We start from the raw sequence: 13,349 nt of genomic DNA, 5'->3' as shown, positions 1-13,349 counted from the left end.
ATTTTAGACATGAGGATGGTAGGCAAACAGCGCAGGTGCCCCGCCGGTGTGAACAAACAAAATCGGCCCTTCATCCTTAAAGCGCTTCTGTTCAATGCCATCGATAAGACCGGCCATCGCTTTGCCCGTATACACGGGATCAAGCAGGATACCCTCGAGGCGCGCCAGCAATTTCACCGCATCCATCCCCTCTTCATTAGGCGTGCCGTAGCCTGGTGCAAAATAGTCGTCCCAGAGCTGGATATCAGCCGTTGCCTTCAACGCCAGTTGCTCTGCCACCGCCTGCTGTAAGGTGACCACTTTCGGCTTCTGGTCCGCGACGCTACGCGATACCGTCACGCCAATAAGCTCGACATCGGGTAATAATTGCTCCAGACCTACGGCCAGCCCTGCGTGGGTACCTGCACTGCCGGAAGCAACAACGACAGAAGAGAGGCTGACCGCTCCCTCGCATTGCTGGGCAATCTCCAGCGCACTTTCCACATACCCCAGCGCGCCCAGCGCATTCGAGCCGCCGACAGGAATAACGTAGGGACGAAAACCCTGCGCTTCCAGACGCGTCGCCAGTTCATCAAGTTGTGCGGTCGGGTCGGTTAATGCCTCGACCATTTCGACTTGTACGTTAAACAGATCCAGCAGCAGACGGTTGCCGTTAGTCAGATAGTTTTCTGCGTGCGTTCCAATTGGGTTTTCCAGCAATGCCACACAGTGGAGACCCAGCTTTGCAGCCACCGCGGCGGTCTGGCGGACATGGTTAGACTGAATGGCACCTGCGGTAATGAGCGTATCCGCGCCTTCACGCAGGGCGTCAGCGGCCAGAAACTCCAGCTTACGCAGCTTATTGCCCCCCATCGCCATCGGCGTTACGTCATCGCGCTTAATAAAAATATCGCGTCCTAAATAGTCAGAAAATCGCGGCAGATACTCCAGCGGAGTCGGCGCGCCGATAAACTCCAGGCGGGGAAAGCGCGTTAAATTCTGTAGTGACATGGGTTCTCCGGTAACACAGACTCAAGGTGATATTTTTCATTATGCACGCAGACGCGTAAGAAATAAAAAAGGCGCTTTTAAAAGCGCCTTTTTTTAACGTCAAAGACTTATTTCGTGACGTCTGCCCCGAACCACTTCTCAGAAAGGGCTTTCAGGCTGCCGTCTTTTTGCATGTCAGCAATCGCGGAGTCAATCGCTTTAACCAGGTCGTCGTTGCCTTTACGAACGGCTACACCGGATTCCTGACGAGAGAACGCATCACCAGCTACCGCCAGGGTATTGTTGGTTTTCTTCACCAGATCCAGCGCGGCCAGACGGTCAACCAGAATCGCATCAATACGACCTACGCGGAGATCCTGGTATTTTGTCGGGTCATCATCGTAAGTGCGGATATCTACACCCTGAACGTTCTGGCGCAGCCACTCTTCATAGTTGGTCCCCAGACCGACACCGACTTTTTTGCCTTTCAGGTCAGCGGCCGTTTTGATAGTGCCTTCGTTACCTTTCTTCACCAGCGCCTGGATACCAGACACGGTGTACGGCGTGGAGAAGTCATACTTCTTCTTACGCTCGTCAGAAATGGTCACCTGGTTAATCACCACATCAATACGTTTGGAATCCAGCGACGCCAGCATACCGTCCCATTTGGTCGGTTTGATGGAGGCTTTCACGCCAAGGTGTTTCGCCAGTTCCTGTGCAAATTCCACTTCAAAACCGGTGAGTTTACCGTCATCGCCCTGGAAGCTGAACGGAGGATAGGTTCCTTCCAGCCCGACCAGCAGCGTACCGCGCTCTTTCACTTTATTCAGCAGATTTTCTGCGGCGAACGTTTTCACGCTCATACCCGCGACCAGCGCGACTGCCATTACACCCATCAGCGCCTGACGACCCAGAAGTGCTAATTTCATAAATACCCCGATATAGTGGAATTTTTGAGTAGTGTAGAGAAATCACCTGCAAGGTCAAAGGCGACTGCGCTACATCTTATTCTTTTTTAATATATATCAGAAGTTGTTCCAGCGTGGGCTTTCTGCTTTATGGCACCCGGCATTTGTACCTTATATTGTGCATACTTGCGCAGCGCAATGCGGTAGTTGTTGGTGCTGGTCGCAGGCAGCCACGGCTCAAGATTCTCATCCAGATAGCCGGTCTTCAGCAGATCGCGGGAGATGTTGTTCACGGTGAGATGTTGTCCGAGACGGCGCAGGCGGACGACATATTCGCGTACGGTTCCGTGGCTCATCTCCGTTTGTTCAAACAGGAATTGTTTGAAGCCGATAATGTCGAAGAAGTCGCTTTGCTCTTTGCAGTGGAGATCACCGCAGAAACGGCAAAGCGCCACCCACTCTTTTTGTTCTTCGAGCCATGCTGCTTCATCCATCAACGTGTCGAGGCGTGAAATCGCGATCTTATTAACGATTTCGCCTCGACGAACCAGCGTGATACGATCGAGTAACTTGTTACAGTGGGCGCAATGCGTCTGGCTGTGTTTAAAGTCTTTCAGGTAGCGGCTTAAAGGCCGTCTTTTAGATTGCTGCACCGTCATGATAACTCCTGGTTGTCAATACGTTGTGCGGCATTTTTCAGGTGAATCAATCACCTATAACTTACCCAGCTTTGTGCGTAAACGTTTAATGGCCTGGCTGTGCAACTGGCTCACCCGAGACTCCCCCACTTCCAGAACAGCGCCAATCTCTTTGAGATTAAGCTCTTCCTGATAATAGAGGGTCAACACCAGCTGTTCGCGCTCAGGTAAAGCCTCAATCGCTTCCATTACGCGCTGGCGTAAATTACCTTCCATTAAATGGTGTAACGGGTTTTCTTGCTGATGCTCATCCGTCACCAGCTCGATGCTATCGCCATGCTCTTCTCGCCACTCGTCATAAGAGAAGAGTTGGCTATTATTGGTATCGAGCAACATCTGACGATACTCTTCAACAGCAATGCCAAGACGTTCCGCCACTTCTGTTTCCGTAGCGTTACGTCCCAGTTCCTGTTCCAGCTGCCCCATCGCATGCGCCACTTCGCGCGCGTTGCGGCGAACACTGCGCGGCACCCAGTCGCGGCTGCGCAGCTCATCCAGCATCGCACCACGAATACGCTGAACTGCGTAAGTCGTAAATGCCGTTCCTTGCAGAGCGTCGTATCGGTCAACTGCATTCAATAACCCGATACCGCCCGCCTGTAGCAGATCGTCAAGTTCCACGCTCGCCGGCAAACGCACCTGGAGGCGCAATGCTTCGTGACGCACCAGTGGGACATAACGCTGCCACAGCGAGTGTTTATCCATTACACCTTCAGCGGTATAGAGTGAATTCACGATAAACAGCCCTGCGTTAGTTGAGTTATCGGCATGATTATCCGATTCTGCAGGGCGTTCAATTGGATGAATAGTGGGTAAAATAAGGGGTTATTTGGGGGTTACCGATGCATGCAGGGATAACATGCATCCTGTGGTAAGGATAACGTCAGCCTTTTTTACATAGCAAGAATATACTTGAACATAAATCAGGGTATTGATGGCCTAACTCGTAGCACCCCTCAAGATATTGCTTTGAGATGATATCTGTCTGTAAAAGTTTGTCCCACTGGAAATTAGCGAGCGCCTTGAAAAAAATACCCGTGCGATAAACAACGTTAAGTCCCGCAAGACGGGCATCTCTTTCAAGAGTATCCAGAGAATAAGTACAACGATGGCCATGCTGAAACTCAGCCTCCGTCACCGCACTGTTATGCGAGATTAAGTTCATTTTTACGGCAATCTGTCGGGAGGCGGCATGCGCATTTGGACAAACCAGAAAAAAGTGGCCTTCATCCGTTAACCATTCATTATTAATGCGTTTTAAGAGGTTAACGGGATCGTCAATATGCTCCAGCACATGGGTGAGAATTATATTGTCATAACGCTCCGGCAGTTCAACATCCTCAAAGCGGGAATGCACAAACGAGACATTTTCCCCCAGGCGCTTACTGGCGATATTCATCGCCTCTGCCGAGGCTTCCACGCAGGTGATGTCGCTGAATTTTTCGGTCAATCGTGCGGTAAAATCACCTTTAAAACTACCAAGTTCAAGTAAATTACCCGGCTTAAAAAATGGTGTGAACGCACGGATCATAAAAGGGTGCATCACATCAAAATCAAAGTTATAGGCATACTGATGATCGGCAGTATCTTTGATTTCCAGATTGTAATCACGAAGGGTCATGTTGTTATCTCACTGTGCAAAGTCATGGTTATCTTTGAAGCGTTTGATCTGCCGAAGATAAATCCATGCTTTAGATATAAATGTTGTGCCGACACGTTATTCTTATCGACTTCAAGATTAATTTCCGTTACACCCAGGGACTGTAGATGTTCAATGCTTTGAATTAATAGCTTGCTACCCACACCGCAATGCTGGGCGTCAGGCAAAACGGAAACATGAGTAATATATCCCTGCTGACGCTGCGCGTTATAATAGGCTGCAACCAGTCCGGTGAGCGTGTTGTTATGCCAGGCTTCGGTTCGCCATGCCCGCTCCGCTATTTTTTTGGCATAGTCCTGCAACGCGATTATTTCGGTAATAGACGCGACAAAAAGCGGGTCACACTGATTAAAGTGTTCGACGATCTCCTCCGGTGAGGCGCGATTCTGGCAAAACGCCCAGCAATTCATAACACCAGTTCCGCCAGGCCAAATCCTGCTTTGCCAAACGCGTTACCGTTATAAAGCAAATAAACTTTCTCATCGCAGCGGAACAGATGGGGATAGCACTGCATTTCGCTGTCCCAGTCATTCACGGACGCGAGCGACGCCATCTGGCTGTCGTCACGATGCCAGTGGTGTAAATCATCAGACCAGGCATAGCCCAGACGATAGCCGCGCCCCTGCTCTGTGCGGAAATCGAAACACTCACGGAAGCAAAAGACCATATGATAACGGCCATTGATTTCAATCACCGTCGGCAGTGCTTGGCATTCATCGTCCCCCAGTACGGAAGGGATAATTTGCTGGCTGTCACGCTGCCAGTGGATGCCATCGTGTGATTCCGCATGGGCAATTTTATAGATGCGATCCGGAACCGAATCCGATGTGCGCTTCTTCCAGCCCGTTCCAAAGATGTACCACATGTGGAAACGTTCACGGGTATGTATAACAAAGGCATCCCCCACTAAGTGTGGCTCGTGCAATGAGGGGCCCATCACGGGCCCAGTACCGAAACGGGTGAAGTGTTCGCCATTGTCTGTGCTTACCGCAAAACCAATGGCTGTATCAACCGAGACCGAAACGCGACGATTCCAGCCCGTTGTCCATGCCATGATTTTTCCTTCATGACGCAGAACGTTACAAGGGAAAATACCGTGCTCATCGAATGTGCCCAACTCAGCAGATGCTATCACCGGCTCGGGACTGATACGAAGCACCTCCCGCAAAGATTTATCCATATCCACATAGCAGACACGGCTAATAAACTTTGCTGAATTCGCCTCCCGCTCACGCGTGGAAAAGTAGATTCGGACAAAGTCATCAAACACCAGCGCTTGCGGAGACTGGGCAAAACCCACCCCATTTGCCAGAGGAGGAACCTGTGACGGCGAATAGATAAGCCCGTGCTTACGCCATTTCAGGGTCAGCATAATTTGCCCTCAAGTTGTGCCAGGCCAAAGCCATAGCGGCCCACCTGATCCCCCAGATAAGCCATGTAAATATTGCCATCGAGTTCAAAAACGTGTGGGTAGCTGATCATCTCTGCATCCCATCCGGAAGCAGAAACGTCAATGCCAGCTTTGCTATCATCCCGGTGCCACGACATCATATCCAGACTCCACGCGTAGCCGATGCGGTAACCGTTCTGCTTTCCGCGGTAATGGGCGCTGTAGCGGTAGCAAAAAAACATATGGTATTTGCCGTTGGCGTAAAAGACATCCGGGCTGGCCTGTGCCTCGTCCTCTTCGATACGGCTGGGGATCAGATCTTTATTCAGCTTCGTCCAGTTGATGCCATCTTCAGATGTCGCCATGCGAATCTTGTAGACCGGCTCTGCGCGGCCATCCACCCATTTCCATTTGCGACCAGCAATATAAAAAAGCTGCCATTGGTTATTGAATCTTCGAATTTTCGGCCCACTCATTACAAACGGCTCATCCGGAGAGTAACCGATTGCTGGCCCCGGACCCGCTTTAACAAAGGTCTCCCCCTGGTCATGGCTTACTGCCATGCCAATTGCCACGTTGAACGGCACCGATTCGCAGCGAGTCCAGCCTGCATACCAGGCTTTTACCACATCCTTATCGCGCATCACGGAGACGGGATAGGTACCAAATTCGTCAAATTCTCCGTATCCACCCAGCGGGAGAATCGGTTCACGGGCAAAGCGCAATACCTGGAAGAGATCGTCACGAGCCAAATCCACCCAAGCGGAATAGCTGACATATTTCCCCTGTTCATCAGCAGGCGGGCGGCAGGAGAAATAGACGCGCACGAAATCATCAAAGATCAGCGTCGCAGGGGCCTGAGCAAACTCTTTAAGCCAAGGGAGATGAGTCACCTCCTGCGGGGTAAAGACCTTACCCAATTTTTTCCATGTAAACATATTAAATTAACTCATAACCAAGTTGCAGGCGACGAACCACCTCATCGCGAGAGTTAAACATCATGACGTCAATAATGGACAGCCAGGGAATAAACGCCGCGTCAGAATGCGGGTAGTGCCACGGTTGCGGCTGGATAAATTGCAGCTGAAGCCCGCGTTCGACAAAATCCTGCCGGGAATAGAGCGCCATGCCCCCCGGGGGGTTAATATACGTACGGACGTTCATCACCTGACAAATATCGATGACGCGATCCTGAGACTTTAACGCGTGATTCGCCGGTAACGAAGACGAGACAATTAGCTCACACGAGAAGCCAAAATAGTCCCGCAACCGGTTCAGGCCCAGCCACAGATAATTAAAAAGATTATCCTCCGGGTTCTGAATAATCTCCTCAACGATCGGCATTACCGCGGAAAATGAGGGTGCGTGGCGATACGCACCGACAATTTGATTGCACAGCTTATTGCGGTCAAATGCTGCTGAGAGCTGCCGCTCCCTGATATCCAGAAAGTCCGAGTCTTTTTTTAGTGGCAGCGAGATTAATGACTCCGCACCGCGAACCTGAATACGGTTACGGTTAATCCACCCTTTTTTCGTGTACTTGATGTTGTCATACACCACGAAAGCATCCACTGCCGCCATCAGTTGGAAATAGCCGCAATACGGGAAAAAATAGGGTTGCATGATCGCCAGCTTCATCGGTTTTCTTTCCTATCCATTGACCACAAGCGCAGGCTCTGCCGCACGGGCGGCATTGATAAAGAGTTCCTGGATAATCTCAATAATACGACGTTGATCGGCCACCAGTAGTCCGGGATAGATGGGCAGGCAGAGCACCGCATGAGAAATTTCATCGGCAACCGGGAGATGTTGTGCATTCGCCGTCGGGAAGTGGCGATACATCGGGAACGCGCTGATAAGCGGATAGAAATAACGGCGGGCATAGATATTATGCTTGCGTAATTCCGAATAGATAGCATCCCGGCTGACCGCCGAATCTTCGCGAATAAGTACCGGGAAGTAGGAGTAATTCCATTCAATATTACTGGCAGGTTTAATGTACTCCAGCGCCGGAAGAGCGGAATCGAGCAGTTCAACGTAACGTTGATAAATAACCGCGCGTTCCTGCAGCGCACTGTCAATATACTTTAACTGCAGCAGCCCCATGGCCGCCTGCACTTCATTCATTTTGGCGTTAATACCCGGCGCCATCACAATGGTTTCATCGGCAAAACCAAAGTTTTTAAGATAATCGATGCGCTGCTTGGTTTTGGCATCATGGCAAATAATGGCCCCCCCTTCGAAGGTATTAAACACCTTTGTGGCATGGAAGCTCAGTACGGACAGATCGCCATAATTGAGAATGCTGGCGTTATCTTGTTTGACGCCGAAACAGTGGGCCGCATCGTAAATCACCTTCAGTCCATAGGTATCGGCAATCTTCTGGATGCGTTCCATATCGCACGGAATACCATAGCAGTGGACTGGCATGATCGCCGTCGTTTTAGGCGTAATCAGTTCTTCAATGCGATCCGGATCGATATTAAAAGTGGCGGGGTCAATATCAGCAAACACCGGTGTTAAATCATTCCACAGCAGGCTGTGAGACGTGGCGACAAAAGAGTATGGCGTGGTGATCACTTCACCGGTTATACGCAATGTCTGAAGCGCCGTCAGCAACGCGAGCGTGCCGTTGGAGAACAGGCAGACATGTTTTACCCCAAGATACGCCGCCAGCGCCTCTTCCAGTTGCTGATGGAATTGCCCGCTGTTGGTCAAAATTTTACTTTCCCACAAGGTCTCCAGGTAAGGGATGAACTCCTCAAGGGGCGGAAGAAGTGGACTGGTAACGTAGACATTTTTCATAAGTTAATCCTCAGTACCTGATACCTGGAAACTGCGGGGTGCTTCATCAGCACACCATTTTCGCCAGGCCCCGCGCAGGGCCTGCTGGAAAGGAATCGCCACATTGCTCTGGCTCTGGAGTGGGATTGTGCTCCGCATGCTCTGACGCAAAGCGCTGAGGGTTTCCAGTCGGGTTTGCCAGCTAACGGCCTTGTCGAAATAGTCTTGCTGACTTTCCGCCACAAACTCATCCAGCCCGTAGATATGCAAGATCTCCAGCCCCTGCCGCGCGGGATAGGTTGCGCCTGCCAGGGTAAGCGTCGGGACGCCCATCCATATGCCATGACTGGTGGTGGTTCCCCCGTTGTACGGGAAGGAATCAAGCAACATGTCTACCTCATGATGCATATGAAGATACGATTCCAGTCCCGTCGTTTTACGGAAGATAAGCTGCTCATCCGATACGCCCAGCGCATTGAGCTTTTTGCGGTAGCGGGCGATCATCGCATCGTCATCCATAAAACCAATCAGCAAACGTGACGTGGCGTTATGCAGCAGAATGCGCGCCCACAACGTAAAGACCTGGTCATTCAATTTTTTCGGGCGGTTGAAACTACCGTAGGTAAACCAGCCGTTCGTTAGGGCTGGCAAGGCATTGACGTCAGGGCTGGAAGCATCCGGCTCAAAGAAGTTATCGAGTGGAATCGCGATCAGCTTTTCAGTGAACTGAGCGTCTATCGCAGCATTCCTGACAAACCCGGTGCTGATAATGCGGTAATCCATCTGCCGCATCCCGGTCGTGCCCGGGTAACCGAGCCAGGTGATTTGCACCGGCGCAGGCTTAAAGGCAAACGCGGGTAAACGCGTCCCGGTGGTATGACCCGAGAGATCAAAAAGAATATCAATCCCGTCGCTGTGGATCTGTTTTGCCAGCTCAACGTTATTGAGATGGGTAACAGATAACCACTTCGTCGAGGTGTTACGGAAGTGCTCCGTGACGGCATCATCTTTATCCAGCGTACTATATCCGTAGAGGGAAAACCGCTCCCGATCCATGCCGTCCCAGAACGGGCGCAGGAAGCGGCTTACGGGATGGTTACGGAAGTCTCCGGAGACAAAGCCGACGCGCAACGGCCGCTCAGGATCCTTACTACCCTGCCACGGCAGCGCCAGGTCGAAGTTTGTCGCCCACTCGGTCACCAGTTCACCATAGGCAAGATGGCGATTGAAAAGCACTTCCGGCGAGACAGAAAAATCGTGGGTAAGAACAAACAGCAGGCTGGTGAAACAGTCAAAATCACCCGGCGCAAACTCGAGCGATTTCTCGAGGAAATAGCGTGCTTCCGTCAGTTTCTGATTATCACTGAGAATAATGCCCATCATCGCGAGATGCAGCGGATTCGTGGCGTTATAGCGCAACGATTCCCTGGCGCAGCGTTCAGCCATGGCCATATTGCGACGCGCATGATAAACCACCGCCAGCGTATTCCAGAATGACGCATTATGTTTATTCAACCGCAGCAGCGCCTGCAGGATCCGGGCGGCATAATGCAGCTCACCTTTTTTCTGCAGCACGGTTGCCAGGTCGAACCAGATATCCTGCCCGGCAGAGTAGCGGCTCATGAGCTGGCAGAGTGCCAACAGAGCCTCGTCCCAGTCGCCCATCAGCAGGCTTGCACGGGAAGAGCAGCGAAGCAGATGCAGATTATGAGGATCGTTTTCAATCTGTCCCGTAATGTAATCGCGCGCGTCTTTCGCCAGACCTGCGGCAATCAGCGCGTTTACGTTTTGGTAAATGAGATCGATGCCAGGATCCTGTTCATCCCTCTCCCCTGCCATAATCTGCGCGTCAACAAGTAAACCGCCCTGTTGCGATCCGACATTAAGCAGTAAAAGCGTATCAATGTTGCTTTTAAGGTAGTCGACATCCCCCAGACGCAAAAAACGCTGCAGTGCTTTGCGCCAAGCTTCAGGGGTACCTTTCAATAGTCCTTTCGCCTTCAGTGCAGAAAAGCACTCTCGGCTTCTGGCCTGATTCACATCCATGCCGGCAATCGCGAACTCCCGTTCGTCGTCACTGAGGGTCACACGCTCCCCCCAGAGATTAAGCATGATGTCAAAGTCTTGCCCTACCAGAAGAGGAGCAATTAACGTGAGTTCACTTTCAGGCTGAACATTGTAAGGCCCCGGTGAACCCGCCCAGTGGAGCCCCGGAATTTGGTTGAGAAAGAGATCTTTTAGAGATTCAAGTACGCTCTGGGAGACATCCCCCTCTTTTTCGGGAAGACGAGCGTTGCTCACCAGTTGATCAAATGACAGGCTCAGCGGCCATGCGCCGCCAAGCAGATCGAGAATATGCAGCGTCGTGGTATTTTGCGTCGAGAAAAATTTCCCTTCAGCGTTGGTGTGAGCATTGACGATCTCGCCGCGATCGTTGCGGCAACGTCTGAAATCACCGGCCCAGTGCAGCGTGTTTAACCGGGTAAAATCCAGCGCCGCCGCGTTAACAGTATCATCACGGGAAAGCAGGCTGACGCGCTCGCGACGGTTGACGGCAAAATCGAGATATTGCTGCGCGGCAATCGATGCCTGCCCAGATGAGACCAGTGCGTGCAGCTGATGAATTTGCTCGCTAAAGCTCTCACCCGTTTCGTACTGAGGCAGCGCATCCCCCACGTAGCGCAGCCCGCAGGATGAGAGAGTATCGGTGAACTGAAGGAACTGCCCGGAGATGTGCGTGGCGCTTGCCAGGCTCTCAATAAGGGTCGTGTCGTCAACGCGCTCCATCGCGAGCACATAGTCTTTGATCTCCCCTTCCGGCTGGGTCAATGCCAGATAGCTGAGCATACCACGAGCAAAAGCAACCTTCTCATCTGACCGGCCCGCAAGGCGTGCGTGGAAGGCCAACGCATCCTGAACGTATTGTGCCGCGGATTCAGGCGGGGTAAAAATCTGGTGGATGGCAATAATGCCATACGCCGACAGGTGGCGACGACACCACTGCAACAGCGCGTCACGCTCTGGCATGCCTGCAGGAATAAAGTCCCCGCGAATAAGAATGTAATCGAACTCACCCGGTGACACGCTCAGCACATCGTTAAGACCCGCCGCAACCAGTTCAATACTGACGATACCCAGACGCTGCGCCTGCCTCTGCCCCGTTGCAATAGCGTCTTCGTTAATATCAATACCTATCCCGACACAATCAGGCCAGGCCAGCGCAGCGGATAACAACACCTCGCCCTGTCCGCAACCTAAATCCAGGACGCGTGCATTCTCAGGTGCCCCGGCAGGAAACTGATACAGGGCAGCGGCGGCCTGCAGACCCGATAGCGTGAATCGATTATCTGGATACAACATACAGAGAAAGTTCCATGAGTTCAGTGGTTAGCCAAAATAGGTTTGTTGCATCGCAGCTTTGTAGTTCTGGTACGCTTCGCCGCCTGATTTTTGCGTGGTCACTGTCCAGCTGAACGTGGCGTCGGTGTAGCGAATATCGATCAGTTTCTCCAGCGGCTCGCGATGAATGGCCATCTGCTCAACCGCAGGCAGTGCATCCAGCGCGACAGAAAGTGCGACCTGGTCGAGGAACCACTCCGCATTGCCGCGGCGTAGATTCCAGTCAATAAATGTCGCAACAAGCGACAGGTATTTACGCGAAAGCGTCCCCGGAGCCGTATAGACAAAGCCGGCGGGAACCTGCTCCCATGGCGGTGCGCCGTTACTGTAAGAGAGGACAATTTCCTTATCAGGAAGATATTGCTTAATATCAGCCCAGTTCTTACGAACGAGACAATCTGCATCAAGAACAATAACTGGAGAGGTGAACACGCTCAGTGCATAGCTGAGGAAAACAAAACGTCTTGAGGCGTACCAGACATTGATACCAAAAACGGGCGCAATCTTTTCGGCTGTCACCGATATCACCATTCCCGGAAAATGCTGGTGCAGCGAATGAACGTGCGCCTTTGTCTCATCATCAGGGTTATAAAGATGCAGGTGAACGTTAAGCTGGTCGCCGTTGGTATGGAAGATCGAACCTAACAGCGTCAGGGCGTGATCGAAGTAATAGCGTTTGTCGCACGCTACCAGAACCGTTGTTTTTCCGTTTTCCTCTGCCGGAAGAAGCCACTCGTAGTGCGAAAAATCAGGCTCATAATCAGGCATATTCAGGGCGGAGAAATCGATGAACGTTTCAGGGCAGCCACCCAGTTTATGAATCCCCGTGACGATCATTAGCATCGTTAACGCGTCTTCACCAATATGTTCAGGATCGGCGGTCAGCTGCTGGATAAGCGTCTGCATCTGATTAAAATCATCTTCCATCAGGCACACTAACAGCAATATTTTCATCACGGTTGGGGATGGACTCACCACCGCGTAGTAGTTTGAAATCAGGAATAAGGCGGCGTCAATTTCGTTAATACGGAAGAAAACCTGAATACCCGCTACCAGAAGATTTATGCTGTCGTCATGCTGAAGCGCCTCTACGACCCAACCGGTAATGGTTTCACTCAGCTCTTGCGAAAAGGGTGTCGGCTTGCCCTGGTTTTTAAAATCAAACGCGGCGTTTGCTGCAGCGATCGCGCACAGCATGCGCTTAACAGCGAGTTCTTTTTGTGCATCCAGATCGGTCGTTGCGTCCATGATCTGGGGTTCGAGCGTGGCAATATCAGAATTTTTATAGTGCAGGATTTCGGTTACAACATGCGCAGGCAATGCATCCGTTTCTGGCAAAAAGATTAGCCGTGAAAATTCATCACGGTAATACTGATGCAGCGATCGTGTACGCTCGAACTTGTTCATCCCGATTCTCTTAGTAAGATTGCGATTCTTACCCATCGTACAAGGGAATATTCGAGATAATGGAAGGAACACCCCCGGTAATAATGGCTTATTTCGGAGATTGTCTGGCGGGCAAAAAAAAAGGTTGCTGTCTC

12 protein-coding genes are annotated in these 13,349 nt (G+C 51.4%); all 12 read right to left on the bottom strand.

The features are described 5' to 3' along the window. Positions 1-3 precede the first annotated feature (3 nt). The 12 genes from dcyD to AM410_RS16255 all read right to left on the bottom strand — a co-directional run bounded on the left by dcyD (position 4) and on the right by AM410_RS16255 (position 13,215). Positions 4-990 carry a D-cysteine desulfhydrase gene (gene dcyD / locus AM410_RS16310; RefSeq protein ID WP_020883351.1) on the bottom strand — a complete coding sequence of 329 codons (987 nt, stop codon included), beginning with the start codon at positions 988-990 and terminating at the stop codon, positions 4-6. A gap of 107 nt (positions 991-1,097) precedes the next feature. Next, positions 1,098-1,898: a cystine ABC transporter substrate-binding protein gene (gene tcyJ, locus AM410_RS16305; protein WP_020883350.1), complete on the bottom strand. Its 801-nt coding sequence runs from the start codon at positions 1,896-1,898 to the stop codon at positions 1,098-1,100. 86 nt (positions 1,899-1,984) lie between these two features. Beyond that, positions 1,985-2,536 (bottom strand): flagella biosynthesis regulatory protein FliZ, encoded by a 552-nt coding sequence (gene fliZ, locus AM410_RS16300; RefSeq protein ID WP_008500339.1) that lies wholly within the window; start codon positions 2,534-2,536, stop codon positions 1,985-1,987. 54 nt (positions 2,537-2,590) lie between these two features. Next, the gene (locus tag AM410_RS16295; protein WP_014170714.1) at positions 2,591-3,310 is read right to left on the bottom strand and encodes an RNA polymerase sigma factor FliA; all 720 of its coding nucleotides are present in this window, start codon (positions 3,308-3,310) and stop codon (positions 2,591-2,593) included. 148 nt (positions 3,311-3,458) lie between these two features. Next, entirely contained in the window at positions 3,459-4,196 is a 738-nt protein-coding gene (locus tag AM410_RS16290) for a class I SAM-dependent methyltransferase (RefSeq protein WP_032680753.1), read from the bottom strand. After that, positions 4,193-4,645 (bottom strand): GNAT family N-acetyltransferase, encoded by a 453-nt coding sequence (locus tag AM410_RS16285; protein WP_032680752.1) that lies wholly within the window; start codon positions 4,643-4,645, stop codon positions 4,193-4,195. Before AM410_RS16285 ends, AM410_RS16290 begins: the two co-directional genes overlap by 4 nt. Beyond that, entirely contained in the window at positions 4,642-5,607 is a 966-nt protein-coding gene (locus AM410_RS16280; protein WP_032680751.1) for a hypothetical protein, read from the bottom strand. Before AM410_RS16280 ends, AM410_RS16285 begins: the two co-directional genes overlap by 4 nt. After that, on the bottom strand, positions 5,601-6,563 hold the full coding sequence (locus AM410_RS16275) for a glycosylase (RefSeq protein ID WP_032680750.1): 963 nt from the start codon (positions 6,561-6,563) through the stop codon (positions 5,601-5,603). Before AM410_RS16275 ends, AM410_RS16280 begins: the two co-directional genes overlap by 7 nt. Before the next feature lies 1 nt (position 6,564). Continuing rightward, complete coding sequence (locus AM410_RS16270; RefSeq protein WP_032680749.1) at positions 6,565-7,263, bottom strand: WbqC family protein; 699 nt, start codon at positions 7,261-7,263, stop codon at positions 6,565-6,567. Between the two features lie 12 nt (positions 7,264-7,275). Then, a complete protein-coding gene (locus AM410_RS16265; protein WP_032680748.1) occupies positions 7,276-8,430 on the bottom strand; it encodes a DegT/DnrJ/EryC1/StrS family aminotransferase in 1,155 nt (384 codons plus the stop codon). A gap of 3 nt (positions 8,431-8,433) precedes the next feature. Continuing rightward, positions 8,434-11,769, bottom strand: a complete 3,336-nt coding sequence (locus AM410_RS16260) for a bifunctional class I SAM-dependent methyltransferase/glycosyltransferase (RefSeq protein WP_073396058.1) — start codon at positions 11,767-11,769, stop codon at positions 8,434-8,436. 27 nt (positions 11,770-11,796) lie between these two features. Then, the gene (locus tag AM410_RS16255; RefSeq protein ID WP_073396060.1) at positions 11,797-13,215 is read right to left on the bottom strand and encodes a hypothetical protein; all 1,419 of its coding nucleotides are present in this window, start codon (positions 13,213-13,215) and stop codon (positions 11,797-11,799) included. Between the last annotated feature and the right edge of the window lie 134 nt (positions 13,216-13,349).

The sequence above is a fragment of the Enterobacter cloacae complex sp. FDA-CDC-AR_0164 genome, assembly GCF_003071645.1.
Taxonomy (GTDB): Bacteria; Pseudomonadota; Gammaproteobacteria; order Enterobacterales; family Enterobacteriaceae; genus Enterobacter; species Enterobacter ludwigii.
This window is presented reverse-complemented; position numbering and strand designations above follow the sequence as displayed.